Source organism: Brachybacterium sp. AOP42-C2-15 (genome assembly GCF_052377065.1).
Taxonomy (GTDB): domain Bacteria; phylum Actinomycetota; class Actinomycetes; order Actinomycetales; family Dermabacteraceae; genus Brachybacterium.
On sequence record NZ_JBQSWK010000017.1, the window covers coordinates 18,716 to 45,694 of the forward strand.

Below are 26,979 nucleotides of genomic sequence, written 5' to 3' on the forward strand. Positions count from 1 at the left end.
GGCATGAGATCGGTCCCGGCGGAAGGTCGGTCCCGGCGGAAGACCAGTCGCTGTTCAGTCGCAGCTCAGTCGCGACGGTAGAAGGGCATCTCGACGACACGGACCGGAAGGTCCTTGCCGCGGACATCGACGATCAGCTCGGTGCCAGCCTCGGCGACGCTGGTGCGCACGAAGCCCATCGCGATGGGGTGGCCGAGGGTCGGGGACAGCGCACCGGAGGTGATCGCCCCGACGTCTCGTCCCTCCGCGTCGCGCACCTGCGCGCCGGCGCGTGCGGCACGGCGGCCCTCCGCGACCAGGCCCACCAGGACCGGACGGTCGGTCAGATCCGCCGCCTCGATCCCCGCGCGGCCGACGAAGTCCTCCTTCGACTTCAGGGCGACGACGCGCGCCATGCCCGACTGCGCGGGGTACAGGTCCCGGCCGAGCTCGTTGCCGTACAGCGGCATCCCGGCCTCGAGGCGCAGGGTGTCGCGGCAGGCGAGGCCACAGGGGGTGAGGCGGTCCCCGCCGACGGCGGTGAGCAGCTTCCACAGCTCCGCGGCCTGGTCGTTCGGGATGTAGAGCTCGAAGCCGTCCTCGCCGGTGTATCCGGTGCGGGCGATCAGCATCGACTCCCCGCGATAGGTGGCTTCGGCGAAGCGATAGTTCTTCATCTCGGTGAGGTCCTCGGCCGAGAGTCCTTCAACCCCGCTGTCCGCGCCGAGCAGCGCATCCAGCAGGATCTGCTCGCTCTGGGGGCCCTGGACGGCGATCAGCGAGGTCCGGGAGGAGTCGTCGTCGACCTCGACGTCGAAGCCCTCCGCCCGGGCGAGCAGCTCGGCGGCGTCGACCTCGGCGTTGGAGGCGTTGGCGACCACCAGGAAGTGCTCGTCGGAGAAACGGTAGGTGATGACGTCGTCGATCACACCGCCGTCTTCGGTCAGCAGCAGCGAATACTTCGCGCGCCCCACCGACATCGCCGACATCTTCCCGGCGAGCGCATGGTCCAGGGCCTCAGCGGCCTGGGGCCCGCGCAGATGGATCTCGCCCATATGGCTGAGGTCGAAGAGACCGGCGCTCTCCCGCACGGCCTTGTGCTCGGCAAGGTCCGAGTTGTACCGGACCGGCATGCGCCAGCCCGCGAAATCCGTGAACGTCGCACCGAGCGACTCGTGGACCGCCTCGAGGGCGGTGCTGCGCAGGTCCTGCTCAGCCATGGTGCTCCTTACTCGTCCCGGGGAGGCTTGCGCTCCCACCGTCTGCGTCCTGATCTGCCTCACGCGGCACTCTCGCGGCACGGGCGGCACCGAATCTGCCGGGCACAGCACATGCCGCACCGACCAGTGCGCCACGTCGCTGTGTCGCAGGCTCACCATACCGCCCGCGCGGCCACCGCGACGCAGGTGCAGGCACTTCGGTCGCCGGGCATCGGGCCGCGGATCCGGCGCGAGATTCAGCCTGAGAGCGGGCCGTGGATCGGTCCGTAGATCGATTCGTGGATCGGTTCGTGGATCGGTCCATGGGTCCGGCACGAGTTCGGGCCAGGGGCCCAACGACCCTCGACCTGTCCCGAGTACCTAGTACCGTGGGGTGCGTGACAACGGAAGGCACGACAGAGTGGCCGGTACGGATCCACAGCCCACGGCTGGTGATCCGGCCACCAGGCGACGCTGATCGCGCAGCGCTGATCCGCCTGATGACCGATCCCGTCACCCGGGAGTACCTCGGCGGAGCGGTCGACTACGCCTCGCGACAGGCATTGGAGCTGTCACCACTGGGGCTGACCTGGGGACGCTGGGCGCTCGCGCTCGCCGAGGACGACACCATGATCGGATCGATCTCGCTCGGTTACGACCGCGGCGAGCTCGAGATCTCCTATGCGCTGCTGCCGGAGTGGACGGGTCAGGGCTTCGCGGCGGAGTCCTGCATCGCCCTGCTGGACTGGGCCCGCCAGGAGCTCGAGGACGAACACGTCATCGCCATCAGCCAGACCCGCAACAAGCGCAGCGTGGAGCTGCTGCGCAAGCTCGGCTTCACCGTGCGCAAGGGGCTCGAGGAGTTCGGTGCCCAGCAGCTGCTTCTCGAGCGTGCGCTGAGCGTGCCGCTGCCGGAGTACGCCCAGCCCTTGCAGACCGCGGCCGACCCGCCGCCCCCAACGCGCCGCTGAGCTTCCCGGCTCGCTGCTGAGGTTCCCGGCTCGGCGCTGAGGTTCCCGGCTCGGCGCTGCGGTTCCCGGCTCGGCGCTGAGGTTCCCGGCTCGGCGCTGCGGGCTCAGTCGCGGGCGACCGGGCAGCTCATGCAGCGCGGACCGCCACGCCCGCGTCCCAGCTCGTCCCCGGCGAACTCGAGCACCTCGACCCCCTGGCCGCGAAGGTACTCGTTGGTGGCCGCGGCACGCTCGTAGGCGACCACCTTTCCCGGAGCGAGGGCAAGCACGTTGCAGCCGTCGTCCCATTGCTCACGCGCGGCGGCGTAGGCGTCCAGCGGCGGGGTGAGCACCCGCAGCGAGGGGACGCCGAGTCCGCGCGCGAGCACCTGGTCCATCTCGTCGGCCGGCCTGGCCCTCGAGACCAGCCGCTCCCCCGGGCGCTCGATCTCGAAGGTCTCCAGCGGCTCGAGCGAACCGAAGCGCAGCATTGACTCCTCGTCCACGACGGTCGTGACGGTGTCCAGATGCATCATCGAACGGCGGTGCGGCAGGGCGACCGCGACCACCCGTTCCACCGACCCGTCGGCCAGCAGATCCGCCGCGAGCCGTTCAACGCCGACCGCGCTGGTGCGCTCGGACATGCCGACGGCGACTACCTGCGGCGACAGCATCATCACGTCGCCTCCCTCGGCCGTCGCTGCGCCGGCGCCGTCCCGGCCGACGATGCGCCGGGGTGCGGCGGCGCCTGCGAACTGCGGATGATGGCGGTAGATCAGCTCCAGGTGCAGGCTCTCGCGGCGCCTGGCGGGATGGCGCATCGGGCTGACGGAGACGACGTCCCCGATCCAGGCAGAGGAATCTCGGGTGAACATGTGGTTGGGCAGCGGGTCCAGGACCAGGTGCTCCTTCCCCGCTCGGTGCAGGGCGATCGAACGGGGGCTCACCCCGAGGGCGTCGAGCTCGCCGACGGTGATGCCCCCGATGAGCACCTCGATCAGCGGCCCGGGCGCGAGGTCGGCGAGGGCTTCGTGGAGGTCCTGCACGGCGATGTCCCCGAGCACCGCCGGGTCCAGGGCGCGATGCAGCAGCTCCCGGCGCAGGGCGGGATCGTCCAGCAGGTCGGTGAGCAGTCGGGTCAGCTCGAGCACCTCGACGCCCTCCCCGCGCAGCAGGTCACTGAACTGCCGATGCTGGGCCCGGGCCCGGTCGAGCCAGAGCACCTCGTCGAACAGCAGCCCTTCGCGGGAGTCGGGGGTCAGTCGTTCGAGCTCGGCGCCCGGCTCGTGCACGATCACGCGGCGCAGCGGCGAGATCTCGTCGTGCACCCCGATCGGGAGCTCTGCTGACACTGCCATATGAACTCCTCGGTTCGTCACCTGAGTGCCCTCTGCAGTGAGCGCACGTCCTGTCGGCGGTGCGAGCACGTTAGCAGAGCACGGCACACCGGCCGGTTGCCGCGGTGTGCGCACCACCCTCTCCCGGCGACCCGGTGTGCACATCCCGCCTGGCGATGGCTACGCTGGCGGGGTCCGCATCTGCTCTTGCCTCAGGAGGAACCTGTGACCGCTTCCGCGCTGTCCATCCCCACCACGACTCTCGCCGACGGCACCGCGTTCCCGCTGATCGGGTTCGGCACCTCCAGCATGAAGGGTGTCGAGGGTGCCCGCGCGATCGGCTCGGCGCTGCGCTCGGGATACCGCCTCATCGATTCGGCGGCCCAGTACGGCAACGAGGCCGCCGTCGGGCAGGGGCTGCGGGACAGCGGCGTCGACCCCGACGAAGCGCTGGTGACCACCAAGATCGCCGGCGGGGACCAGGGCCGCGAGGCAGCCCGCGAGGGATACCTCGGCTCGCTGCGCCGACTGGGTCTCGAGCGTGCCGCGCTGGTGCTCATCCATTGGCCGAACCCCTCCCGCGGGCTGGCCCTGGACACCTGGCGCACCCTGATCGACCTGAAGGAGGAGGGGAAGGCCCTGCACATCGGGGTCTCGAACTTCCGCCCGGAGCAGCTGCAGGAGCTGATCGACGCCACCGGGGTGACTCCCGAGGTGAATCAGATCCAGCTCTCCCCCGCCCTGGCCCGCACGGAAGCGGTCGCCTTCCACCGCGAGCACGGCATCGTCACACAGGCCTGGGGGCCGCTGGGCGGCCGCGACGGGCTCTCCGCGCAGTTCGCGCTGCAGAAGGTCGCGACCAAGCATGGTGTCGAGCCCTCACAGGTCTCGCTGCGCTGGGCGATCGATCAGGACATCGTGGTGATCCCCAAGTCGCAGAATCCCGAGCGTCAGCAGGCCAACGCGACCCTCGACGCGATCCGGCTCGATGACGAGGACCGCACCCTGCTGGCCACCCTCGATCTGGGAGAGGACGCCGCCTGGGACTCCCGCGAGCACGAGGAGTGGTGAGCGCAGCCGGCCGCTTCGCGCCCGGGCCTGAGCATCAGGAGATCGTCTTCCTCACCGGCTCCGGGATCAGCGCCCGCACGGGGCTCGGCACGTTCCGGGGGCCGAACGGCCTCTGGGCGCTCGAACCCGAGACTGAGCAGGCGATGCACGCCGAGCTGCTCCCGGGCTCGCTGCCCCAGCTGTGGCGGGTGTGGGGGCGGATGGCGCGGATCGCGCTCGAGCACGGCCCCACGCCCGGGCATCGAGCGATCGCCCGCCTGGGTGCCCCGGTGATCACACAGAACATCGACGGCCTGCATCAAGCTGCGGGCAGCGAGGTGGTCGCCGAGCTGCACGGCAGCGCCCTGCGCGCAGTGTGCCTGAACGAGCACTGCACCTGGAGGACGCTGCTGAAGCCCGGGGACGGCTCCCGACCCACGGACCACGGCGTGCCCGCGACCTGCCCTCAGTGCGGGGCTCCGCCGCGGCCCGATGTCGTGCTCTTCGACGAGCAGCTCCCGCAGGGCGCTCTCGAGCTCGCGATGCGGCTGGCGAAGCGCGCCGATCTGTTCGTCGTCGTCGGGACCAGCGGGGTCGTGTTCCCCTCCGCGCAGCTGGCACCGCTGGCAGCGGCGCACGGCGCGACGACGGTGCTGATCGACATCGACCCGCCGGTCGGCTCCAGCACGCTCTTCGACCATGTCCTCGCCGAGGACGCCCATGAGGTGCTGCCGGACTGGGAGCGTCGCCGGCATCAGGTGGGCGGGACGTCCTTCCTGGACCCGTTCTCCGTCTGAGGAACTCGGGTCCGATCTGAGGCGCGCCGCATCTGATCTGAGGCACCCGGATCTGATCCGAGGCACCTGAGCTGACAGGTTCCGAGCCCGAGCAGATCGGGCCTCAGATCCAGATCGCGGGGTCCATCTGCTCCTCGGGGTGGGCGGCCCCGGTGCGTACTGTCGCCGGGATGCCGATGGCGGTGGCCTGGGCGGGGACGTCCTTGACGACCACCGCGTTGGCCCCGATCTGGGCGGCCTCGCCGATGACCACCGGACCGAGCACCCGGGCGCCGGCACCGATGGTCACACCGTTGCCGACCGTGGGGTGGCGCTTGACGCGCTCCATCGACCGGCCTCCGAGGGTGACCCCGTGGTAGAGCATGACGTCGTCACCCACTTCGGCGGTCTCCCCCACCACCACGCCCATCCCGTGGTCGATGAAGAAACGGCGCCCGATCGTCGCGCCGGGATGGATCTCCACCCCGGTCAGCGAGCGAGCCCCCTGGGAGAGGACCAGCGCGGGCAGTTTCGCACCACGGGCCCAGAGGCGATGCGCGAGCCGATGGGTCCAGATCGCGTGCAGCCCCGGTGAGGTCAGCATGATCGACAGGTCATCGGTCGCGGCGGGGTCACGGCGATGCGCCGCCGCGAGGTCCTCTCGGACGCTCGCGACGACGTTCATCACCCGATCCAGCGGGCTCTTCGCCATGATCGTGTCCGCGTTCAGTCCGCGAGCTCGGCGTACAGCGGAGTGGAGAGGTAGCGCTCGCCGAAGGAGGGCACCACCACGACGATGGTCTTCCCGGCGAACTCCTCGCGGGAGCCGACGCGGACGGCCGCTTCGATGGCGGCACCGGAGGAGATACCCACCAGCAGGCCCTCGGTGCGGGCCACGGAGCGGGCGCGGGCCATGGAGGTCTCCGCGTCGATGTCGATAACCTCGTCGTAGATCTCACGGTCCAGGATGCTGGGCACGAAGTTCGCGCCGAGGCCCTGGATCTTGTGGGGGCCGGGCTGGCCGCCGTTGAGGATAGCGGACTCCTCGGGCTCGACGGCGAAGATCTTCACCTCGGGCTTGCGCTCCTTGAGCACCTGGCCGACGCCGCTGATGGTGCCGCCGGTGCCGATGCCGGCGACCACGGCGTCGACGGTGCCGTCGGTGTCGTTCCAGATCTCCTCCGCGGTGGTGCGGCGGTGGACCTCGACGTTGGCGGGGTTGTCGAACTGGCGGACCTGGACCGCGCCGGTCTCGGCAGCGATCTCCTCGGCCTTCTCGACCGCGCCCTTCATGCCCTTGGGCGCCTCGGTGAGGATCAGCTCGGCTCCGTAGGCGCGCAGCAGCATGCGCCGCTCCTTGGACATCGACTCGGGCATCGTGAGGATGACCTTGTAGCCGCGCGAGCTGCCGATCATGGCCAGGGCGATGCCGGTGTTGCCGCTGGTGGCCTCGACGATGGTGCCGCCGGGCTGCAGCTGGCCAGACTTCTCCGCGGCGTCGATCATGGCGACACCGATGCGGTCCTTGACCGAGCTGGCGGGGTTGTAGAACTCGAGCTTGGCGACAATGACTGCTTTGACCTCGTCTCCCAGACGGTTCAGCTTCACCAGCGGAGTGCGGCCGACGAGTTCGGAGACGTTCTCATAGATGGGCATGCTGCTCCTTGACGTTGCGTGGCCCGCACGGGCGAGCCCTAAGGTGATCTTGCCCCGATCATAACGGTGTAGGCGGTTCTGGTGCACGACATCGGGGTTCTGGTGCCCGACGCCGTGCGGAACGAGCAGGCGGAGCGGCCAGGTGGAGCAAGTAGAGCGGGTAGAGCGGGTAGAGCGGGTAGAGCGGGTAGAGCGACCGTCATCTACGCTCGGGCCATGCCTTCCGCGCCTCCCTTACAGCCCACCGCTGTCGCTGTTCTTGCGCCTGCTGCCGGTCACTGGATCGCGCAGTGGCGAACTGTCCTCATGGCGTTCTCCATCGCCCTCGTGCTGTCACTGGCGCTCCTCATGACCGGGGGCGCCGCCATCGCGCAGGCCGCGCCTCCCCGCACCGTGACGGTCACAGATCTCAGCGGAGAGGTGGATCCCGACGCGCTCGAGGCTGAGCTCGCAACGGTGGACTTCCGCACCGAAGTGCATCTGGTGGTGCTGGTGCTGGACGTTGCGGAGCTCGGCTTCTCGCCGTCCTCTGACGGGTCACTTGACAGCGCGGTACGGGCCTACGCTGGGGACACGGCCCCGGAGCTGCTCCATTCCAATGGGGTCGGCTATGCCGAGGGCACCGTGATCCTCGCCCTCGACACGACGAATCGCTTTGTCGGCGTCTATGCCGGACAGGACGTGGAACTGCGCGGCGGAGGCCCTGCCGACGTGCAGCAGGCCATGCGCAAGGACGCCCGAGCCGGGAAGTGGGAGCAGGCGCTGCTCGCGGGAGCGGAGACCTATGCCGACCGTCTGAGCCGCCCCTGGTGGCGCGGGGCCGGCGGAATGCTCCTGGCCGCGGTCCTGATCCTTGCCGGAGGCGCTGGCTTGACGCACCTGCTCCGCCTCCGTCGCGGAATTCTGGAGGACGTGGATGAGGCCGATAACCGCCATGCCCAGGTGCTGAGCGCCCGCACCCTCACCGACCGTGCGGCACGCGAGCTTCCCGAGGACTCCGCCTACGCGTATTCCGCACACCGGGCGCATCAGGAGTACACCGCCGGGATCACGACTCTCCAGCAGCTGCGCGATCAGCTCCCGGACACGGGGCAGCGAGGCGCGCTCTGGGGGCTGGTGCCTGCGCAGCAGAAGCTCGGCAGGGAGTATGCACAGACCCTCACCCAGGTCGACGCACTCGGTGACGAGGTCAGGATCTCCAGTGATCTGCTGACCCTGCGAGGCGGATGGCGCGAGCAGTGGGAGAACGAGCTCGAGCCGCTGCACGATTCGCTCGCGGCCCTGCAGGACAACTGCTTCCACTCCCGGAGCATGCCGCGGGCTGAGGCCGAGGCAGCTGCGGCGCTGGTGGACCGCGGACCGCGAATCGCGCAGGAGCTCGACGATCTCACCGCCCGCCTCGACGCCGAGGAGATCACGGCAGATGCCGCTCTGCATCGCCTCGACGAGATCACGCGGCAGCTGAGCGCCGAGGTGGCCGAACTCCGATCAAGGCGCATCAGCCGTCTGGCCGATGACCACGACGAGGAGGGCGTGCTGTGGGACAGTGCCGATGCGCTGGGGGCAGTGCCCTACCGTTCAGTGCGCGAGCGACGCCATACCCGAGAGGCTGCGGGCCGCGGCGAGCAGGACACCTTCTGGAGCATCAGCCCCGTTCGGTGGTACGTGCTCTGGCATGGCGGGTCCTACGCCGCGCTTGCGGATCAGCGTGCCCGGGAGGCGGACCGTGGAGGGTCCGGTTCGCTCCGCTCGGGTCGCGGCAGGGGCGTGCGCACCGGATTCTCCCGCCCCGGTCGCAGAGCGGGCCGGTCCTCAGGCGGGCGGTCCCGTTCAGGGAGCTCGAGCAGGTTCTGACCGTGGCCGGGCGGGCGCCGGATCAGATCCACGGATCACATTCAGGTTCTGGACCGAGGTCCCCCGCTTCTGCCGACCAACGTCGGACGAGGTCGAGCACCTACGTTCCGTACGCTCGCCCCCATGGACTTCTTGCCCGTACCCGCCGTCCCGCACGCGAGCACCCCGGCCGCCGGGGCCGCTGGGGTCCGCTCGATTCCACGAGTGCTCGCCCTGTGCGCGCTGCTCCTGCTCGCGCTCTCCGTCCTGGTCCCGGCACCGGCCCACGCTGTACCACCGAGCACGGTGTCCGTGCTGGACACCACCGGCTCCGTCCAGAAGGCTGCGCTCGAAGACGAACTGGCGGAGGTCGACTTCCGCACCGAGGTGGACCTGGTGGTGCTGGTCCTGGACGTCACGGAGCACGGCTACAGCGCCTCCGAGGACACCGCGCTGAACGACACCGTGCGCGACCATGCCCAGACCTCGGCCCCGGAGCTGCTCTCCCCGGACGGTCAGCACTTCGCCGACGGGACCGTGATCCTCGCCGTGGATCCGGTGGGCCGCTTCCTGGGCACCTACGCCGGTGAGGACGTGAAGCTCAGCGAGGACGAGTTCAACGCGGTGCAGGAGTCGATGACCGAGGATGCCCGGGACGGCCAGTGGAATGCAGCACTGCTCGCCGGGGCCGAGGAGTACGCGGACCTGCTGCAGCGGCCCTGGTGGCAGAAGCCCGGCGCCCTCATCGCTGGCGCGATCGCGCTGGGCGTCGCGGTCCTGACCGTCGTGAGCCTTGTCGGTCTGCGGCGTGCGGCCCGTCGTCGCGTCGATCAGTCCCTCCCCCGCTACCAGGGCGTGCTGGCCAAGCGCGCGCTCACCGATGCCGCGGCGCGCACCATGCCCACCGCCTCTCCCTACGCACAGGCCATGCTGGAGGAGCATGAGGAGTACGGGCGGGGGCTCACGGAGGCGGGGAGGCTCCACGCCGAGCTGCCCGCACCGGAGCATCGCCGTTGGAGCTGGGGATTCACCTCGGCTCATCGCAGACTCGCGAAGGACTTCAAGAACACCGTCAGCCGGCTGGATGACACCGATGACGCCATCGTCTCCGCAGCCGATCTGCTGCATCGGATAGGTGACTGGCGTACGGCCTGGCAGCGCGAGCTGGACCCTCTGCAGGATTCCCTCTCAGGGCTCGAGGAGGTTCTCGCGAAGCGGGAGGAGATGTCGGAGGCGGAGTGGCAGGCTGCCGCGGAGCTGACGGAGCTCGGCGGGGACGTCGCCCGCGAGATCGACACCCTCACCGCCCAGCTCGAGGCCGATCAGATCGATCCCGACTCTGCGCTCGAGCGCCTGGACACCCTGACCCGGGAGCTCTCGGCGGCGGTGATGCGGCTCCAGACCGTGCACATCGCCGAGATCGCCGAGGACGACGGGGAGGCCGAGGTGCTGCGGGAGGCCGCCGACGACGTCGACTTCTCCGAAGATGACGAGTACTCGTCACTGCGGGCGCGGCGCCATCGACGAGAACACGGGAGCGCAGGCGGATCCGCAAGTGATCAGTTCTGGAGCCTCAGCCCCGTGCTGTGGTACTCAAGCTGGCACCACGAGTCGACCTCGGCTCTGGAGACGCACCGCAATCCGCCGTCCTCGAGCGGAGGCAGCACCTCGGGCTACTCCTCGGGAGGCTTCTCCGGCGCAGGCAGCTCGAGCCGCTTCTGACCAGGAGACCGCAGCGGCCGGGGCGGTGAGCCCCGCCCGCTGCGTTGCTCAGATGCAGCTCAGTAGACCATCCCCATGTACTCCCGCACCTTCGCCAAAGTGTCCTCCGCTGCGGCGTTCGCCTTCTCGTTGCCTGCGCGGAGCACCTGGAAGAGGTAGCCCGGATCCTGCTCGAGCTCGGCGCGGCGGGCGCGCAGCGGGGCGAGGTGTTCGTTGAGCGCCTCTGCGGTGAAGATCTTCAAGGTGCCGGAGCCTGCGTCACCGATCTCCGCGGCGATGTCCTCTGGGGTGCGGCCGGTGGACTGCGCGGCGATGGTCAGCAGGTTCGCGACCTCCGGGCGGCCCTCGGGGTCGAAGGTGATCTGCCGGTCGGAGTCGGTCTTGGCCTTCTTGATCTTCTTGAGGGTCTCGTCGGCGCTCATGCGCAGCATCACGGTGTTGCCGCGGGACTTGCTCATCTTGTGCTCGCCGTCCAGGCCCAGAATGGTCGGGGCCTCGGAGAGCAGCGCATCGGGCTCGGGGAAGAACTCCTCGCCCCCGGCGTAGCGCTCGTTGAAGCGGCGGGCGATCACCCTGGTCTGCTCGATGTGGGGCAGCTGGTCCCGGCCCACGGGGACCAGGTTGCCGTGGCAGAACAGGATGTCGGCGGCCTGGTGGACCGGGTAGGTCAGCAGCAGCCCGCCCATGGCGGACTTCCCGGCGGCGCCGAGCTCGGTCTTGACGGTGGGGTTCCGCTCGAGCTCGGGCTGGGTCACCAGCGACAGGAACGGCAGCATCAGCTGGTTCAGCGCGGGCACCGCGGAGTGGGTGAAGATCGTGGAGCGCTCCGGGTCGATGCCCGCCGCGAGGTAGTCGGTCAGCAGCTCGCGGACCGATCCCTTGATGTCCCCGATGACCTCACGGTCGGTGATCACCTGGTAGTCCGCGACGATCAGCCACGTCTCCACCCCTGCGTCCTGCAGTCGCACGCGGTTGCGCAGCGAGCCGAAGTAATGGCCGATGTGCAGCGCGCCTGTGGGGCGGTCGCCGGTGAGCATGCGCAGGCCGGAGGGGTCCGAGACGATCGTGGACCAGATCTCGTCGCTGCGCTTCTGGGCGGTGTCGTAGCTGGTGCGGGTGGTGTTCGGTGCGGTCACCGCTCCATTCTAGCGGCCCCGCCGGGTGCGGCCGCCGTGGAGCCGCGCACGATCAGCTGCGGGCGCACCACCACCTCGGTGCGCGTGGGGCGGCGTGAGTCCTCGCCGCCGCTGAGGGCGGTGCGCACGGCGGCCCGGGCGAGCGATCCGACGGCCTGGCGCACAGTGGTCAGCGGGGGGTTGGTCAGCGAGGCCCAAAAGACGTCGTCGTAGCCGACCACAGAGACGTCGCGGGGCACGCTCAGGCCCTGGGAGCGCACCCCTTCGAGGGCACCGGCGGCCATCACGTCGGAGCCGCAGACGATCGCCGTGACCCCACGCTCGACCAGATCTCGGGCCGCCTCATAGCCGCCCGCGTAGGAGAAGTCGGTGAAGGAGACCGGCTGGGGGTGCTCCGCCCAGTCAGCGGTGACCGCCTCGAAGGCGCGGAGCTTCTCGCGCACCGGCCAGGTGTGCTCATCGCCCACGGCCAGACCCACGCGCTCGTGGCCGAGCTCCTGGAGGTGGCTCAGCACCGCGCGCACCGCGTGGCCGTCGTCCGTCGAGAGGAAGGCCGCGTCGAGCTCCTCCTGCACGCCGTTGACGAGCACCAGCGGGATCCCGGCGGCGGTCACCTCGCGGTAGTGGTCCAGGGGGCCGCTCTCCTGGGCGTGGTGCCCGGAGACCACGATGATGCCGACCACGCCGCAGCGCAGAAAGCGTTGCAAGATCTCTCGCTCACGCTCGGCGGTCCGCGCCCGCATCGCCACCAGTGTGGAGGCGCCACGCTCGAACAGCTCCGCCTCGATCCGCTCGGCCCAGGAGGTGAAGACCTGGTTGTCGAGGTCGGGGACGAGCACGCCGACCAGCGGCCCGTCCTCCACCTGGCCAGCGTCGACAACGCGCCCCATCCGGCGCGCCACTTCCGTCACTGACCTGCGGGTCGCCTCGTTCACGCCGGAGCGCCCGTTGAGCACGCGGGAGACGGTCGCCTCGCTCACGCCGGCAGCCTTCGCGATATCGATGAGCCGCGCCATCACGCTCTCCCTCCGGACCCCCGGCATCCTCACCGTGGCCCAATCGTAATCTGCAAGATCTTGCACATTCTTGCACACAGATGGCCTAAGGGTCTACGGTGCTCCCATCAGGCACAGACCTGACAACGGTCGAGAACGACCACGATTCAAAGGAGAAGACGTGCAGATCCGTCGTAAGAGCTTCCTCGCACTGGGTGGCCTCGCAGCTTCCATGACCGTCCTCGCCGCATGCGGCGACGACTCGTCCTCCGGTGGCACCACCGGAGGCGGCGCCTCCGACGGTGGCAGCGTCGAGGCCGGCGGCGACTCCTCCGGCCGCCTGGTGATCTGGGCCGACGAGGAGAAGGCCCCCGCACTCGAGCCCTCCGCCACGGCGTGGGGCGAGGAGAACGGCATCGAGGTCGTCGTCGAGGTTGTCCCCGGTGACGAGCTCCAGAACAACTTCATCACCGCCAACCAGGCCGGAAACGGCCCGGACGTCACCATGGGCGCCCACGACTGGATCGGGAACCTGGTCCAGAACGGCTCCATCGCCCCGGTGCAGCTGCCCTCGGACGTCGGCGACACCATCGCGCCGATCGGCATCGAGGCCGTCACCTACGACGGCCAGACCTACGGCGTGCCCTACGCGGTCGAGACCCTCGCGCTCTACGCGAACCACGACCTCACCGACACCCCCGCCCCCTCCACCTTCGAGGAGCTGATCTCCGCGGCGGAGGCCGGCGGCGCCGAGAACATCCTCTCTCTGCCGATCGGCGAGGAGGGCGACCCGTACCACATGCAGCCCATCTACACCTCGGCCGGCGGCTACCTGTTCGGCAAGGACTCCGAGGGAAGCCTCGACCCCTCCGACCTCGGTGTGGGCGAGGAGGGCTCCCTCGCCGCGGCGGACAAGATCGCCGAGCTCGGCGAGCAGGGCGTGCTGAAGAACTCGATCAACGGCGACAACTCCATCTCGCTGTTCACCGAGGGCAAGTCCGCGTACCTGATCTCGGGTCCGTGGGCCCTGGCCGACGTGCGCGATGCGGGCTTCGAGTTCACCATCTCCCCCATCCCCGGCTTCGAGGGCATGGAGGATGCCGCGCCGTTCGCCGGCGTGAACTCCTTCTACGTCGCCTCCAACGCGGCCAATGCCGGCTTCGCCCAGCAGTTCATGACCGATGTGGCCTCCTCCCCGGATGTCGCCAAGGCCATGTACGAGGGGAACCCTCTGCCCCCGGTGAACCTCGAGCTGCGCGAGGAGATCGCCGCCTCGGACGAACACGTGGTGATCTTCGCCGAGGCCGCCGAGGCCGCCGATCCGATGCCGGCCATCCCCGCGATGGCCGCGATCTGGGGCCCGCTGGGCATCGCCCAGGCCAACATCGTCGGCGGCGCTGACCCGCACTCGACCATGGAGGGGGCGGGCGAGGAGATCGCCACCGCGATCGGCTGACGTCCCCGAGCCGATCGATCGTGCCCGCCGCCCTCGTGGCGGGCACGATCGATCGGCGTCCTCGCCTCCCGCCACCCTGCACTCCGCCCTGATCCCCTGAAAGGCACAGTCGCCTCATGACCTCGACGCACGCCCCTGCGCACCGGACGCGGTCCACGTCGGTCCCGGCCGTGGTCACCCGAGTCCTGGTGCTCGGCATCACCCTCGCGCTGACGGTGTTCATCGCCCCGGTGCTGATCTCCCAGCAGTCATGGATGTGGCTGACGGTGCTCCTGCTCGCCGCAGCAGGGATATTCGTCCTCTACTCCACCAAGCGCTTCGTGCCGGGCAAGTACCTGTTCCCGGGCTCGGTCTTCCTCGCCGTCTTCCTGATCCTGCCGATCGCCCTGACGGTCGGCTACTCCTTCACCAACTACGGCGACGGCACCCGCGGCACCAAGGAGCAGGCGGTCGGCTCGATCATCGCGAGCTCGGTGCAGCAGAGCCCCGACGCCCCGCGCTACGCCATGACGGTGGCGACCTCGGGCACCGCGGCCGAGGGCCCCTACGAGCTCTTCCTGGTCGACCCCGATGCCGGCACCGTGCTCAGCGGCGACGCCGAGAACGCGCTCGAGGAGGTCCCCGCCGGGGACGTCACCGTCGTCGACGGCCGCGTCACCGAGGTCGACGGGATGACCGTGCTGAACGCGGGCGAGGTCAACGCCATCTACAACGAGCTGATGGAGCTGGCCGTACCGGTGGACGAGTCCACCGCCGTGCGCCCGCTGGGCGTGAACCAGGCCTTCGTGGGAACCACGGTGCTGCAGTACGACGAGGCTGCGGACGCCATCACGGACACCGCGACCGGTGAGGTGTACACCGTCGGCGTGATAGGCGACGAGGAGTACTTCGTGGATTCCGAGGGCCAGCGGGCCTTCTCCCAGAGCTGGCTGCAGAGCGTGGGCATCTCCAACTACGAGCGGCTGTTCACCAACCCGACCGTGGCCAACCAGTTCGTCTCCGCCTTCGTGTGGACGCTGGTGTTCGCCGCCGGCTCGGTGCTGCTGACCTTCGCGCTCGGTTTCGCCCTCGCTCTGATCCTCAACGATCAGCGCCTCAAGGGCCGCCGCGTCTACCGCTCGATCCTGATCATGCCGTACGCGATCCCCGGCTTCATCTCCCTGCTGGTCTGGTCGAACTTCTACAACCAGGAGTTCGGTCTGATCAACCAGACGCTCGGGCTGAACCTGAACTGGTTCGGCGATCCGACGCTCGCGCAGACGGCGGTGCTGCTGACGAACCTGTGGATGGGCTTCCCCTACATGTTCATCGTCTCCACCGGCGCTCTGCAGGCGATCCCCGATGAGCTGACAGAGGCCGCCCGGATGGATGGCGCGTCTCCGCTGCAGGCCACCTCGAAGATCGTGCTTCCGCTGCTGCTGGTGGCCGTGGCCCCGCTGCTGGTCTCCTCCTTCGCCTTCAACTTCAACAACTTCAACGCGATCGAGCTGCTCACCGGCGGCGGTCCGTTCCCCGACGGCTCTGGTCGCGGTTCCACGGACATCCTCATCTCGATGGTCTACCGCATCGCCTTCGGCGGCTCCGGAGCTGATTTCGGCTTCGCCTCCGCGGTCTCCGTGTGCCTGTTCATCCTCACCGGTGTCCTGGCCGCCATCCAGTTCCGATTCACCAACGTCCTCGAAGACGTCAACTGAGCCCGCGGGAGAGGTCCATCATGAGCTCCACCACTGTTCCGCCCGTCAGCACTTCTGCTCCGCAGGTCGGCGCGAAGCACCGCATGCCCTTCGGTCGCTGGTTCACCGAGATCGGCTGGCGGCACGTCGTCGGCGTGTTCGCGGTCATCTTCGCCGTCTTCCCGATCCTGTTCGTGATCTCCGCATCGCTGAACCCGAGCGGTTCGCTGACCTCCGCCGGCCTGGTCCCCACCCAGGGCGTCACCTTCGATCACTACGCGGCGATGCTCAGCGGCGAGCGCGCGAACTTCCTGCGCTGGTACCTGAACACCATCATCGTGTGCGGCGTCGTCGCCACCGGTCAGGTGTTCCTCTCGCTGCTGGCCGCCTACGCCTTCAGCCGCTTCCGCTTCCGCGGCCGCCGCGGCGGCATGCTCGCAGTCCTGCTGATCATGATGTTCCCCGCGATCCTGTCGATGATCGCGGTGTACACGATGATCTCGGACCTCGGCGACGCGGTGCCGATGCTGGGCCTGAACACCCTCGCTGGCTACATCGCGGTGCTGATGGGGGGCGCCTTCGGCCAGGTCTGGCTGATCAAGGGCTTCTTCGACACCATCCCGAAGTCCCTGGACGAGGCCGCGATCATCGACGGCGCCACCCACTGGCAGGCCTTCCGCAAGATCCTGGTCCCCTCGATGACCCCGATCCTGGCGACCACGCTGCTGTTGGCCCTGGTCGGCTCGATGAGCGAGTTCCTGATCGGCTCGATCTTCCTCACCGACGACTCCAAGAAGACCCTCGCCGTGGGCATGTACGGCATGTTCTCCTCGGATCGCTCCAACAATCTGGGCGTCTTCGCCGCCGGCTCGGTCATGGTCATGGTCCCGGTGATCATCCTGTACCAGTTCCTGCAGCGATACATCGTCGGCGGCTCGACCGCCGGCGCCGTCAAGGGCTGACCCGCCCGCCCACCGAACCTCGCCGCACCCACCTGGCCCGTCGGCACGGGCCAGTCGGTGCGGCGCGTCGCATCACCCCCTGTTCCACCGGAAGGACCGCCATGACCCCCCAGACCTCCCTCGCTGCGCGCACCGCCGAGCAGCAGACCTCCCCGGACCTGCAGTGGTGGCGTGATGCCGTCGTCTACCAGGTCTACCCCCGCTCCTTCGCCGATTCCGACGGCGACGGCATGGGCGACCTGCCCGGCGTGACCGCCCGCCTGCCCTATCTGCGCGATCTCGGGGTCGACGCGATCTGGCTCTCGCCCTTCTACACCTCCCCGCAGAAGGACGGCGGCTACGACGTCTTGGACTACCAGGACGTCGACCCCCGCTTCGGGTCGCTCTCCGACGCCGACGAGATGATCGCTCGCGCCCACGAGCTGGGTCTGAAGGTCATCGTGGACATCGTCCCCAACCACTCCTCGGATCAGCACGTGCTGTTCCAGCAGGCGCTCGCGGCCGGGCCCGGCTCGCCCGAGCGAGACATGTACGTCTTCGCCGACGGCAAGGGCGAGGACGGGGAGCTGCCGCCGAACAACTGGACCTCGATCTTCCACGGCCGCGCCTGGACCCGCGTCACCGAGGCCGACGGCACGCCCGGCCAGTGGTACCTGCACATCTTCGACACCAGCCAGCCGGACTGGAACTGGGAGAACCCGCGGGTGCACGAGCTGTTCCAGGACGTGCTGCGCTTCTGGCTGGATCGCGGCGCCGACGGCTTCCGCGTGGACGTCGCCCACGGCATGATCAAGCCCGAGGGACTGCCGGATGCGACGGTCAACTCCACCGGGCTGATCGACATCCCCGAAGGCGAGGTGCCGATCTACTTCGACAACGACGGCGTGCTGGACATCTATCGCGAGTGGCGCCCGATCCTCGACTCCTACGAGGGCGACCGCATGATGGTGCTCGAGGCCTGGATCCCCGAGCACCGCCTGCCGCTGTACATCGGCGACGAGAAGGCGCACCAGTCCTTCAACTTCGGCTTCCTCCAGGCCCGCTGGGGGGTGGAGACGATGCGCGCGGCGATCGAGAAGCCGCTCGCGCTGGCCGATGCGGTGGGCTCCCCCACCACCTGGGTGCTCTCGAACCACGACGTGATCCGGCATGCGAGCCGCTACGGCTTCGCCCCGGACTACGAGTTCGGCGAGGGGCTGCGCCGCGACGAAATCCCCGATGCGGAGCTCGGCCTGCGCCGCGCCCGCGCCGCGACCCTGCTGATGCTCTCCCTGCCCGGCTCCGCCTACCTCTACCAGGGCGAGGAGCTGGGCCTGCCCGAGGTCAGCGACATCCCCGACGAGCTGCGCGAGGACCCCTCCCATCTGCGGGCCGGCGTGCCCGGCCGCGACGGCTGCCGCGTGCCGCTGCCGTGGACGCAGGACGCACCGGGCTACGGCTTCTCCCCCACCGGGAAGAGCTGGCTGCCGCAGCCGGAGGCCTTCGGTCCCCTGGCCGCCGACGCCCAGGACGGGGTGGAGGGCTCGACGCTCGAGATGTACCGCACGGCGGTGCACCTGCGTCGCGAGCTGGGCTTGGGCCGTCCCGATGCCGCGGTGGTCTTCGCCGAGGACCTCCCCGCCGGAGTGCTCGGCGTGATCCGCGGTGACGTCACGATCCTCGTGAACACCACCGACGCTCAGGTCGAGCTGCCGGCCTCCTCGGTCGCAGGCGATCTCGCCTCGGCCGAGGTCCTGGTCGCCTCCGCCCCCACCTCCCCGGGCACGGTCCCGGCGGATACGGCGGTGTGGCTGCGCACCTCCTGAACGTCGCACGGATCACGCCCGGCCGCCGGAGGACGCCGTCCTCCGCGGTCGGGCGTGATCGCGCCGCTAGGATCGCCTCCATGCGTCCTTCCCCCTCGGTCGACCCCGGATTCGACGTCGTCGTGCTCGGGGCCGGGCTGAACTCCCTGAACCTCACCATCGCGTTCCACCAGCAGTACGCGATGCGCTGCACCACGGTGGTGCGCGTCCCCGTGGCGATGAACGAGCGCACCGTGACCTCGGACCTGCTGGTCCTCGGCGCCGACGCGAGCGATGAGGACATGCGCGATGCGCTCATCGATCTCGCCTCGCAGCGGCCGGCCGGCAGGCCGGCGCTCCTGCTGACCAATGCGGACTCCCTGATCGATGTCATCGATCGCTTCCGGGAGGATCTCGAGCAGCATTACCTGCTCGCCCAGGTCGATGCGCAGCTGCTCTCCCGCCTCGCTGACAAGGCGGAGTTCGCGGAGATCTGCGAGGAGCTCGGCATCGGCACCGTGCCGACGGTGATCGTCGACTTCTCCCGCACCTCGGAGCCCGGCTGGAACGGCGGGGAGGAGCTCCCCTGGTCCTACCCAGTGGTGGGCAAGGCAGCGAACACCGCCGAGTATCACCACGTGCAGTTCCCGGGGAAGAAGAAGGTGTTCTTCCTGGAATCCGCCGCCGAGCAGCAGGACCTGGTGCGTCGGCTGCGGGAGTCGGGCTTCACCGGGCGCTTCCTGTTCCAGGAGCTGATCGAGGGCGATGACACCGCCCAGCGCTCGATCACCGCATATCGCAGCAGTCGCGGAGAGGTCACCCTGCTGTGCGCCGCGCAGGTGCTCCTGGGTGAGCACACCCCCGACGCGCTGGGCCGGCCCGCGGCGATGATCACCGGGGACTTCCCGTCGCTGACCACCGCCGCCGAGCGTTTCCTCGACGCGGTGGACTACGTCGGCTTCGCGAACTTCGACGTGAAGATCGACCCGCGCACCGGCCGGGAGTGCTTCTTCGAGATCAACCCGCGCATCGGCCGCAACAACTACTACGTGACCGCCGCCGGGGAGTCCGTGGCCCGTCACGTGGTCGAGGACCGTGTGCACGGCCGGGATCTCGAGCAGGTGGTGGTGACCGCTCCGGTCCTCTACACGATCCTGCCGCTGCGCCTGGTGCTGCGTTATGTGCGCGATCCCGCTCTGGCCGAGCGGGTCCGCCGCGTGGCGCGCACCCACCTGCGCAACCCCTTCCGGTACGGTCCGGAAGGTCTGTGGATGCGTGCCTATTCGGTCGTCTCCGGACTGAACTTCGTGCGCAAGTACCGCGCCGTCTACCCGCGTCCCACCGACACCGGATTCTGAGCTCCGGTCCGAGCCCCCTGGAAGGTCCTCCCCCGATGCCCGACACCCCGCCCCGCCCGTATGCCGCTCTGCCGAGCGCTGAGGTCGATCTGGTGCTGCTCGGTGGTGACATCGGCATCTATGCGCTCGCGCGCGCCTTCCACGAGAAGTACGGCACCGTCTCCACGGTGGTGACCCGCAAGGTCGCCGGGCCGGTCGCGGACTCCTCGATCCTGCGCACGGTCGAGCTGGGGATGTCCGCTTCGGAGGAGGACATGGTCCAGGCGCTGCTCAAGGTCGGTGCGGACAAGGCCTCGCGCCCCTCCGGCACCCGCCCGGTGCTGCTGGCCAATGCCGACTTCCTGGTGGCGCTGATCGCCGCCCACCGCGAGGAGCTCGGCAAGCTCTTCCATCTGCCGCTGCTGGCCGATGAGGTGCTGCATGCGGTCGCGGACAAGGCGACATTCTCCAAGATGTGCACCGAGATCGACGTGCCCACACCCCGGACGGTGGTGCTGGACTTCGCCTCCGGGACCGCTCCTGAGCTGCCCGAGCTGGACCTGGGCTGGCCGCTGGTGGCCAAGGCGTCGCGATCCTCGGCGTACAACGCGGTCTCCTTCCCCGGGAAGCGGAAGGTGTTCGAGATCGAGGATGTCCACCAGCTGAAGGACCTGATCTCCCGACTCACCGCCGCCGGGTACCGGGACCGCTTCGTGCTCCAGGAGATGATCCCGGGGGATGACACCGCGATGCTCTCGGTCACCGCCTATGTCGATACCCAGGGCGCGGTCACCCTGCTGGGAGGCGCTCAGGTGCTGCTCGAGGAGCACACCCCGGGTGCGCTCGGGAACCCCGCGGCGATGTTCACCACCGACCTGCCCGAGGTGTTCGAGCAGTCGGTGCGCTTCCTCGAGCACAGCGGCTACCGCGGGTACGCGAACTTCGATGTGAAGATCGACCCGCGCGATGGCGTCGCCAAGTTCTTCGAGGTGAATCCCCGCATCGGCCGCAACAACTACTACATGACCGCTGCCGGCGCGAATGTCGCCGAGCCGGTGGTCGCAGACCTCATCGAGGAGCGGGAACTGACGCGCCTGGTGCCGCGCAAGGAGATCCTCTACTCGATCGTCCCCTGGCCGCTGCTGCGGCGCTACATCGTGGACCCGGACCTGCGGGACCGGGTCCAGCAGATCCGCACGCAGGGCACCGTCCATCCCCTGGCCTACGGGGTCGAGGGCAGCAGGCGGCGCCTCTACGTCCTCACCGCGATGGCGAACCAGGTCAAGAAGTTCCTGCAGCACTATCCCCGTCCCTCGGCTCACGGTTTCTGATCCGTCGGCCGGCGGCCCAGGTTTCCTGACCCTCCGGCCAGCGGCTTCCAGTTTCTGACCCGTCGGCCGGCGGCTTCCAGTTTCTGACCCGTCGGCCGGCGGCTTCCAGTTTCTGACCCGTCGGCCGGCGGCATCTGAGCCTTCAGCTCGCGGGGACGGGCAGGTGGTCGACATCCCCACCGGACCTGCCTAGTCTGGCGGGTATGACCGAGACCACTTTCCTTCTGACCTCGAACGCCACCCCCAGCGGCTCGGTGGTGGCTCCGCAGCAACTGGTCGCGAGCCTCGGCGGTGAGAACCTCTCTCCCGAACTCCGCTGGAGCGATGCTCCCGAGGGGACCCGTTCCTTCGCCATCACCTGCTATGACCCCGATGCCCCGACGGGCTCCGGCTTCTGGCACTGGGTGGCGTGGGACCTTCCGGCGTCGGAGAGCTCGCTGCCGCTCGGGGTGTCCCGTGAGGACTCCTCGCTGAAGCAGGCACGGAACGATTTCGGCAACCACGGCTATGACGGCCCGGAGCCGCCGCCCGGGGCCCCGCACCGCTACCAGTTCTCCGTCCACGCCCTGCCCGTGGAGACTCTGGACATCGCTCCGCAGGACCCGCATGTGGGTGCCCGTTTCGCGATCTTCTCCCAGCAGCTCGGCTCTGCGTCGTTTACAGCCCGTTATCAGGTAACGAGTGGAAACACTAGGGGGAAACTCTCCGCGACGGGTCGGGCGCGCCCCGTATCACCGCATCGGGACCGGTCGTAGGCTCAAAACATGAACGGGCCGACATCGCAGAGCATCCACGGAGGTCAAGTATCAGACCTCGGTCTGATACGTCTCCCCCGCACGGCGGACGCGCGCTCGACGCCGGGGTGGGAAGCTGAAGACGTGAACATGCTGACGAAGCGCCCCGGTCCCCGAGCGATGAGCGAGCCGCGCCGCCCCCTGCGCGTACTGATCACCACCGACTGGTGGGAGCCCGTGGTCAACGGCGTGGTCGCCTCCGTCCAGACGCTGCGGCGCGGGCTCGTCGCGCTCGGCCTCGACGTGCGGGTGCTGACACTCTCCCAGGGAATCCGTCCCCATCACGAGCCCGGCGTCTACCGCATCGGCTCGGTCTCCGCGGCGCTGGTCTACGACCGGGCGCGGATCGGCATGCCCTCGAGCCGCCGCGTGCTGCGCGACATCCTGCAGTGGCGACCTGATGTCGTCCATTCACAGGCGGAGTTCTCCACGTATGTGTGGGCCCGTCGCATCGCCCGCACCCTCTCGGTGCCGCTGGTGCACACATACCACACCATCTACGAGGACTACACCCACTACTACTCCCCCAGCCGCACCATGGGCCGCAAGGTCGTCGAGACCTTCTCCCGCCGGGTGCTCGCAGGGACCGACGCCGTGATCGTGCCGACCGAGAAGGTCTCCGGGCTGCTCCGCGGCTACGGCGTGCACCGCCCGCTGCACGTGATCCCGACCGGCCTGGACCTGCGCAAGTTCCGCCCGGCACAGAGCCAGCAGGAGCGTGAGGACATCCGCGCGCTGCGCGCGGAGCTGAGGATCGCGGAGGGGCAGAAGGTCCTGATCTCGATCTCCCGCCTGGCCAAGGAGAAGAACCTCGACGAGGTGCTCGAGATGGTCGCTGCAGCGGACCGCCCCGACGTCGTGCTGGTGATGGTGGGCGATGGACCCCACCGGGCCGAGCTCGAGGCTCATGCCGTCTCGCTCGGCATCTCGGACCGGGTCCGTTTCACCGGGGTGGTGGATCCGGCCGAGGTCCAGCGCTGGTACCGCGTGGGGGACGTGTTCGTCAGCGCCTCCCTCAGCGAGACCCAGGGACTGACCTTCATCGAGGCGATGGCCGTCGGGCTGCCACTGCTCGCCCGTCGTGATCCCTCGCTCACGAACGTGATCATCGATGGCCGCACGGGCTGGCAGTACCAGGATGCCGCTCAGTTCTCGGACCAGCTGAGCGCCCTGCTCGATGATCCGCTGCGACGCGAGCAGATGTCCGTGGCCGCGCTCGAGCACGCCCATGCCACCTTCGGTGATCAGGATTTCGCGCGCAGCGTGCTCAATGTGTACGAGCAGGTCAATGCGCAGCGTCCCCCGCTGATCGACCACCGAGAGTCGGTCGCAGCATGAGCACCAGCACCGACAGCCTCCCCATCGTCCAGACCGTTCGCCCGCTGCCTGCGCCGGTGCGTGAGCGGACGGCCCCGCCCCGGGTTCGCCCGCTGCCGGTGCGCCCGTCGCAGGTTCGCCCGTCACAGGTTCGCCCGCGCCGGGATCCGCTGCGGATCGCCGCCCAGCTCTCCCCGCTGCTGGGGCTGGGCCTCAGCGTCGGGCTGATCTGGTGGGGGCTGCAGACAGGAGTGCTGCAGTCGCTCGAGAATCTGCAGGCGTTCATCGACACGCTGGGGGCCTGGGGACCGATCGTCTTCATGGTGGTCTCCGTCGCCTCAGTCGTGTTCCCGATCGTGCCCGGCGGGCTGCTGGTGCTCGCCGGCCCGGTCCTGTTCGGTGCAGTCGAGGGCACGCTCTACAACTACGCCGCGGTCACTGCCGGCTCGATGCTGAACTTCCTCATCGCCCGGCACGTCGGACTGTCGCTGATCGAGCGGCTGTTCCGCCCGCGCACAGTCGAGAAGTTCCTCGGCTGGACCCGCAGCCCCCATTTCACGCGCGCCTTCGCCACCGCGATCGCGCTGCCCATCGCCCCCGACGATCTGCTCTGCTACATCGCCGGGACCACCAAGATGCGGTGGCGCACCTATGTCTGGATCATCCTGCTGTGCAAGCCGTGGGCTCTGATCGCCTATGGGCTCGGCGTCAGCGCATTGGTGATGCGCTTCCTGCCCTGGTGACGCTTCCTGCCCTGGTGACACTTCCTGCCCTGGTGAACGGAGCCACGACATGTTCATGAGATCTCGCGCCCTGCGGCGCCCCGCCCCTCTCCGGGAGCGCGCCCTGCGCCGGCTGGATCGGCTCGCGCACGGCGTGCTCCCCGGTGGCGGGCCGCGCGGCGTCCGGCATCCGGACGAGCCGCTGCGGGTGCTGATGCCGCGCGGGCTGACGGGCCTGGCCCGGGAATCGGGCATCGGCGCGGCGATGCGTCATCAGGAGTCGGCGGTGCGCACGCTCGGCCATCAGGTGGTCACCTCTCCCCTGCGCCCCTTCGACGCGGTGCACCTGAACACCCCCTTCCCGGACACTCCGGTGCTGGCGCGGTGGGCACGGCTGTGGCGACGTCCGGTGCTGGTATGGGCCCACTCCACCGAGGATGACTTCCGGGATTCCTTCACCGGGTCGAATCAGCTCGCCCCGCTGTTCCGGCGCTGGATCGCGCACCTGTACCGGCGCGGCGACGTGGTGATCACCCCCAGCGGCTACTCGCGAGATCTCGTCTCCGCCCCGAAGTACGGGATCTCGGCACCGATCCGGGTGCTCTCCAACGGTGTGGACACCAGCTTCTTCCGGGCGGATCCGACGGCCCGGGCGCAGCTGCGGGACCGGCTCGGACTCGCCCCCGACGCCCCCGTGGTGATCAGCGTCGGCATGCATCTGGTGCGCAAGGGGATCCTGGACTGGGTGGAGGTCGCCCGGCAGCTGCCTGAGGTGAGCTTCGTCTGGTTCGGGCGCACGGACCCGCGCCTGCTCACCGCCGAGGTCCAGCGGGCACTGGCGAGTGCCCCGCCCAATGCGCTGTTCCCCGGCTATGTGAACGCGGACCGGCTGCGGGAGGCCTACGCCGGGGCGGATGTCTTCGCCTTCCTCACCAAGGAGGAGACCGAGGGGATCGTGCTCTGGGAGGCGCTGGCCACCGAGATCCCGACCCTGGTGCGCGGCATCCCGCTGTACCGCGACGCGATGCCCGACGGGGTGCTCACGCACCAGGTCTGCGGGGACGGGCCCGAGTTCGCGGGTCAGGTCGCCCGGAAGCTCTCCGCGCTGCTCGCCGGAGAGCTCGAGGACCTCACCGCTGCCGGTCGCCAGGCCGCCGAGGGGGTCGACCTCGCCCAGGTGGCGCTGCAGCTCGAGGAGATCTACCACCTCGCCGGGGTGCTGACTCCTCCCAGCACCGCCGCAGTCACCAGCTCCCCCGCCGTCGGGAGCACTCCCGCAGTCGGGAGCGCCTCCGCGATCAGAAGTGGCGAGATCAGGACCGGCGAGTAGGCCGCCACACCACCAGCGCGCTGCCGCTGCTGCGCCGCCGGGGACGTTCACCGCGGCGCAGAGCGCTGATCTCACCGTCCCGATCGGCGGAGAACACGCGCCGCTGAGCGGGGGTCAACGCGCCGAGCTTCTCGCGAACGCTCTCGAGCTTGCCCTCGAGCTCGCTGACCTCGTCCTGCAGCTCGAGAATCCGCTTGATGCCGGCGAGGTTGATGCCCTGGTCCTGGGAGAGTGCCTGGACCTCCTGGAGGCGGACCACATCGCGGGGGCTGTAACGGCGGCCGCGTCCCCGGGTACGCTGCGGGACGACCAGTCCGAGACGGTCGTACTGGCGCAGGGTCTGCGGGTGCATCTCGGACAGCTCCGCCGCGACCGAGATGACGAAGACCGGGGCGCGGTCATCGAGGCGGTGCGAGAAGGCCATCGGGATGCTCCTTCCGAAGCTCTGCAGCGTGCGGGTGCGTTCTCAGCTCATCGTGCTCAGCAGACGGGTGCTCAGAGGGTGGGTGCTCAGCAGGCGCGTGCTCAGCACGTGGATGCTCAGCGGGCCGCGGCCTCGGTGAGGCCGGCGCGGGGGTCCTCGTCGGCCAGTGCTGCCCGCAGGTCCTCGATGGCCTGCTTCGCCGCGCCGTCGACGTGGGTGGGGACCGCGACCTGCACGGTGACGTGGAGGTCGCCGGTCTTCTTCTTGGTGACCAGTCCCTTGCCCCGCACTCTCAGGGTACGACCGGAGGGCGTGCCGGGCGGGACCTTCACGGAGACGGTGTCGCCGTCGAGCAGCGGGACCGCCACGGTGGTGCCGAGCACCGCCTCGTCGAAGGAGATCGGCACCGTGATGCGCAGGTTCACGCCGTCGGCGCTCCAGACGGGGTGCTCTTCGACGTCGAGGGTCAGGAGCAGGTCGCCGGCGGGCGCGCCGCCGGGGCCGGGTCGGCCCTTGCCGCGCAGGCGGATCTTCTGCCCGTCGTGCACGCCGGCGGGAATGCGCGTGGTGATGGTCCTGCCGTCGACGGTCAGGCGCAGATCGGTGCCCAGCGCCGCATCGCGGAAGCTGACCCGGGTGCGGGCGGAGGTGTCGGAGCCCTTCGCCGGGGCGCGATTCGGCGAGAAGCCGGCGGGACCGGCGCCGCCGAAACCGCCGTTGCCGAAGCCGCCGCCCTGGCCGCCGAACATCTTCAGCAGATCATCGATGTCGGGGTTGCCGGCGCCGCCGCCGGGGGCGGGGCGAGCGCCGGGGTGGCCGCCGCCGCCGAACATCGAGGAGAAGATGTCCTCGAATCCGGCCCCGCCGGGACCGCCCTGGCCGGCGGAGAAGCGTGCGCCACCGGCGCCCATGGCTCGGATCGCGTCGTACTGCTGGCGCTGCTCCTCATCGTTGAGGACCGAGTAGGCCTCGCCGATGCTCTTGAACTTCTCTTCAGCTTTGGCGTCGTCGGGGTGGTGGTCGGGGTGGTACTTGCGGGCCTGGGTGCGGTAGGCCTTCTTGATGTCCTGGGCGCTCGCGTCCTTGGAGACGCCGAGGACCGCGTAGAAGTCCTTGTCGAGCCAGTCCTGTTGGGACATGTGCGTCTCCTTCCGAGAGCGGGGATGGTGAGGGGGTTGGTGCTGTGTGCGATACGGAGAGGGAGGTGCGGGGCCCG

23 protein-coding genes are annotated in these 26,979 nt (G+C 69.4%); 15 read left to right on the plus strand and 8 right to left on the minus strand.

Annotated features, from left to right (window positions below):
* Positions 1-65: 65 nt before the first annotated feature.
* Positions 66-1,199 (minus strand): glycine cleavage system aminomethyltransferase GcvT, encoded by a 1,134-nt coding sequence (gene gcvT / locus ACT3SQ_RS10905; protein ID WP_441444358.1) that lies wholly within the window; start codon positions 1,197-1,199, stop codon positions 66-68.
* Between the two features lie 377 nt (positions 1,200-1,576).
* On the opposite strand from gcvT, the gene ACT3SQ_RS10910 reads away from it, so the two are divergent.
* Positions 1,577-2,149: a GNAT family N-acetyltransferase gene (locus ACT3SQ_RS10910; protein WP_441444357.1), complete on the plus strand. Its 573-nt coding sequence runs from the start codon at positions 1,577-1,579 to the stop codon at positions 2,147-2,149.
* 104 nt (positions 2,150-2,253) lie between these two features.
* On the opposite strand, the gene ACT3SQ_RS10915 is transcribed toward ACT3SQ_RS10910, so the two are convergent.
* Complete coding sequence (locus tag ACT3SQ_RS10915; RefSeq protein WP_444601132.1) at positions 2,254-3,486, minus strand: arginine deiminase; 1,233 nt, start codon at positions 3,484-3,486, stop codon at positions 2,254-2,256.
* A gap of 204 nt (positions 3,487-3,690) precedes the next feature.
* Between ACT3SQ_RS10915 and ACT3SQ_RS10920 the strand changes: the two genes are divergently transcribed.
* Together ACT3SQ_RS10920 and ACT3SQ_RS10925 are read left to right on the plus strand one after the other, a co-directional pair.
* Positions 3,691-4,536 carry an aldo/keto reductase gene (locus ACT3SQ_RS10920; protein WP_441444355.1) on the plus strand — a complete coding sequence of 282 codons (846 nt, stop codon included), beginning with the start codon at positions 3,691-3,693 and terminating at the stop codon, positions 4,534-4,536.
* Positions 4,533-5,312: an SIR2 family NAD-dependent protein deacylase gene (locus ACT3SQ_RS10925; RefSeq protein ID WP_441444354.1), complete on the plus strand. Its 780-nt coding sequence runs from the start codon at positions 4,533-4,535 to the stop codon at positions 5,310-5,312. Before ACT3SQ_RS10920 ends, ACT3SQ_RS10925 begins: the two co-directional genes overlap by 4 nt.
* A 103-nt stretch (positions 5,313-5,415) precedes the next feature.
* On the opposite strand, the gene epsC is transcribed toward ACT3SQ_RS10925, so the two are convergent.
* Together epsC and cysK are read right to left on the minus strand one after the other, a co-directional pair.
* Entirely contained in the window at positions 5,416-6,003 is a 588-nt protein-coding gene (epsC, locus tag ACT3SQ_RS10930; RefSeq protein ID WP_441444353.1) for a serine O-acetyltransferase EpsC, read from the minus strand.
* A gap of 14 nt (positions 6,004-6,017) precedes the next feature.
* The gene (gene cysK, locus ACT3SQ_RS10935; RefSeq protein WP_441444352.1) at positions 6,018-6,947 is read right to left on the minus strand and encodes a cysteine synthase A; all 930 of its coding nucleotides are present in this window, start codon (positions 6,945-6,947) and stop codon (positions 6,018-6,020) included.
* A gap of 216 nt (positions 6,948-7,163) precedes the next feature.
* Between cysK and ACT3SQ_RS10940 the strand changes: the two genes are divergently transcribed.
* Entirely contained in the window at positions 7,164-8,801 is a 1,638-nt protein-coding gene (locus ACT3SQ_RS10940) for a DUF5129 domain-containing protein (protein WP_345078071.1), read from the plus strand.
* A 123-nt stretch (positions 8,802-8,924) separates the two neighbouring features.
* A complete protein-coding gene (locus tag ACT3SQ_RS10945; protein ID WP_441444351.1) occupies positions 8,925-10,502 on the plus strand; it encodes a DUF5129 domain-containing protein in 1,578 nt (525 codons plus the stop codon).
* 59 nt (positions 10,503-10,561) lie between these two features.
* Here the strand turns inward: ACT3SQ_RS10945 and trpS are convergent, their stop codons facing one another.
* Together trpS and ACT3SQ_RS10955 are read right to left on the minus strand one after the other, a co-directional pair.
* Positions 10,562-11,638: a tryptophan--tRNA ligase gene (gene trpS / locus ACT3SQ_RS10950; protein ID WP_441444350.1), complete on the minus strand. Its 1,077-nt coding sequence runs from the start codon at positions 11,636-11,638 to the stop codon at positions 10,562-10,564.
* A complete protein-coding gene (locus ACT3SQ_RS10955; RefSeq protein WP_441444349.1) occupies positions 11,635-12,654 on the minus strand; it encodes a LacI family DNA-binding transcriptional regulator in 1,020 nt (339 codons plus the stop codon). Before ACT3SQ_RS10955 ends, trpS begins: the two co-directional genes overlap by 4 nt.
* Positions 12,655-12,814: 160 nt before the next feature.
* Between ACT3SQ_RS10955 and ACT3SQ_RS10960 the strand changes: the two genes are divergently transcribed.
* The 10 genes from ACT3SQ_RS10960 (at position 12,815) to ACT3SQ_RS11005 (ending at position 25,339) form a co-directional block, all read left to right on the plus strand.
* Complete coding sequence (locus ACT3SQ_RS10960; RefSeq protein WP_441444348.1) at positions 12,815-14,089, plus strand: sugar ABC transporter substrate-binding protein; 1,275 nt, start codon at positions 12,815-12,817, stop codon at positions 14,087-14,089.
* A 116-nt stretch (positions 14,090-14,205) separates the two neighbouring features.
* Positions 14,206-15,783: an ABC transporter permease subunit gene (locus tag ACT3SQ_RS10965; RefSeq protein WP_442331735.1), complete on the plus strand. Its 1,578-nt coding sequence runs from the start codon at positions 14,206-14,208 to the stop codon at positions 15,781-15,783.
* Between the two features lie 20 nt (positions 15,784-15,803).
* Positions 15,804-16,724, plus strand: a complete 921-nt coding sequence (locus ACT3SQ_RS10970; protein WP_441444346.1) for a sugar ABC transporter permease — start codon at positions 15,804-15,806, stop codon at positions 16,722-16,724.
* Between the two features lie 101 nt (positions 16,725-16,825).
* The gene (locus ACT3SQ_RS10975; protein WP_441444345.1) at positions 16,826-18,529 is read left to right on the plus strand and encodes a glycoside hydrolase family 13 protein; all 1,704 of its coding nucleotides are present in this window, start codon (positions 16,826-16,828) and stop codon (positions 18,527-18,529) included.
* An 80-nt stretch (positions 18,530-18,609) separates the two neighbouring features.
* Positions 18,610-19,866, plus strand: coding sequence for a carboxylate--amine ligase (locus ACT3SQ_RS10980; RefSeq protein ID WP_441444344.1), 1,257 nt, complete (start codon positions 18,610-18,612; stop codon positions 19,864-19,866).
* 35 nt (positions 19,867-19,901) lie between these two features.
* The gene (locus ACT3SQ_RS10985; RefSeq protein ID WP_444502571.1) at positions 19,902-21,176 is read left to right on the plus strand and encodes a carboxylate--amine ligase; all 1,275 of its coding nucleotides are present in this window, start codon (positions 19,902-19,904) and stop codon (positions 21,174-21,176) included.
* Between the two features lie 203 nt (positions 21,177-21,379).
* On the plus strand, positions 21,380-21,931 hold the full coding sequence (locus ACT3SQ_RS10990; RefSeq protein WP_444601133.1) for a YbhB/YbcL family Raf kinase inhibitor-like protein: 552 nt from the start codon (positions 21,380-21,382) through the stop codon (positions 21,929-21,931).
* A 129-nt stretch (positions 21,932-22,060) separates the two neighbouring features.
* Positions 22,061-23,308, plus strand: a complete 1,248-nt coding sequence (locus ACT3SQ_RS10995) for a glycosyltransferase family 4 protein (protein ID WP_441444397.1) — start codon at positions 22,061-22,063, stop codon at positions 23,306-23,308.
* Positions 23,305-24,030 carry a TVP38/TMEM64 family protein gene (locus ACT3SQ_RS11000; protein WP_442331734.1) on the plus strand — a complete coding sequence of 242 codons (726 nt, stop codon included), beginning with the start codon at positions 23,305-23,307 and terminating at the stop codon, positions 24,028-24,030. The genes ACT3SQ_RS10995 and ACT3SQ_RS11000 overlap by 4 nt, the downstream gene beginning before the upstream one ends.
* 49 nt (positions 24,031-24,079) lie before the next feature.
* A complete protein-coding gene (locus tag ACT3SQ_RS11005) occupies positions 24,080-25,339 on the plus strand; it encodes a glycosyltransferase (protein ID WP_441446306.1) in 1,260 nt (419 codons plus the stop codon).
* Here ACT3SQ_RS11005 and ACT3SQ_RS11010 read toward each other — a convergent pair.
* Positions 25,323-25,763, minus strand: coding sequence for a heat shock protein transcriptional repressor HspR (locus ACT3SQ_RS11010; RefSeq protein ID WP_441446305.1), 441 nt, complete (start codon positions 25,761-25,763; stop codon positions 25,323-25,325). The two genes, ACT3SQ_RS11005 and ACT3SQ_RS11010, sit on opposite strands and share 17 nt — an antisense overlap.
* A 116-nt stretch (positions 25,764-25,879) precedes the next feature.
* Positions 25,880-26,902, minus strand: a complete 1,023-nt coding sequence (locus tag ACT3SQ_RS11015; protein WP_441446304.1) for a DnaJ C-terminal domain-containing protein — start codon at positions 26,900-26,902, stop codon at positions 25,880-25,882.
* Positions 26,903-26,979: the final 77 nt, after the last annotated feature.

Coding starts and splice junctions, on each gene's coding strand:
- gcvT (WP_441444358.1), bottom strand. CDS start 1,199: ATGGCTGAGCAGGACCTGCGCAGCACCGCCCTCGAGGCGGTCCACGAG.
- ACT3SQ_RS10915 (WP_444601132.1), bottom strand. CDS start 3,486: ATGGCAGTGTCAGCAGAGCTCCCGATCGGGGTGCACGACGAGATCTCG.
- epsC (WP_441444353.1), bottom strand. CDS start 6,003: ATGGCGAAGAGCCCGCTGGATCGGGTGATGAACGTCGTCGCGAGCGTC.
- cysK (WP_441444352.1), bottom strand. CDS start 6,947: ATGCCCATCTATGAGAACGTCTCCGAACTCGTCGGCCGCACTCCGCTG.
- ACT3SQ_RS10940 (WP_345078071.1), top strand. CDS start 7,164: ATGCCTTCCGCGCCTCCCTTACAGCCCACCGCTGTCGCTGTTCTTGCG.
- ACT3SQ_RS10945 (WP_441444351.1), top strand. CDS start 8,925: ATGGACTTCTTGCCCGTACCCGCCGTCCCGCACGCGAGCACCCCGGCC.
- ACT3SQ_RS10955 (WP_441444349.1), bottom strand. CDS start 12,654: ATGGCGCGGCTCATCGATATCGCGAAGGCTGCCGGCGTGAGCGAGGCG.
- ACT3SQ_RS10965 (WP_442331735.1), top strand. CDS start 14,206: ATGACCTCGACGCACGCCCCTGCGCACCGGACGCGGTCCACGTCGGTC.
- ACT3SQ_RS10970 (WP_441444346.1), top strand. CDS start 15,804: ATGAGCTCCACCACTGTTCCGCCCGTCAGCACTTCTGCTCCGCAGGTC.
- ACT3SQ_RS10975 (WP_441444345.1), top strand. CDS start 16,826: ATGACCCCCCAGACCTCCCTCGCTGCGCGCACCGCCGAGCAGCAGACC.
- ACT3SQ_RS10980 (WP_441444344.1), top strand. CDS start 18,610: ATGCGTCCTTCCCCCTCGGTCGACCCCGGATTCGACGTCGTCGTGCTC.
- ACT3SQ_RS10985 (WP_444502571.1), top strand. CDS start 19,902: ATGCCCGACACCCCGCCCCGCCCGTATGCCGCTCTGCCGAGCGCTGAG.
- ACT3SQ_RS10990 (WP_444601133.1), top strand. CDS start 21,380: ATGACCGAGACCACTTTCCTTCTGACCTCGAACGCCACCCCCAGCGGC.
- ACT3SQ_RS10995 (WP_441444397.1), top strand. CDS start 22,061: ATGCTGACGAAGCGCCCCGGTCCCCGAGCGATGAGCGAGCCGCGCCGC.
- ACT3SQ_RS11000 (WP_442331734.1), top strand. CDS start 23,305: ATGAGCACCAGCACCGACAGCCTCCCCATCGTCCAGACCGTTCGCCCG.
- ACT3SQ_RS11005 (WP_441446306.1), top strand. CDS start 24,080: ATGTTCATGAGATCTCGCGCCCTGCGGCGCCCCGCCCCTCTCCGGGAG.
- ACT3SQ_RS11010 (WP_441446305.1), bottom strand. CDS start 25,763: ATGGCCTTCTCGCACCGCCTCGATGACCGCGCCCCGGTCTTCGTCATC.
- ACT3SQ_RS11015 (WP_441446304.1), bottom strand. CDS start 26,902: ATGTCCCAACAGGACTGGCTCGACAAGGACTTCTACGCGGTCCTCGGC.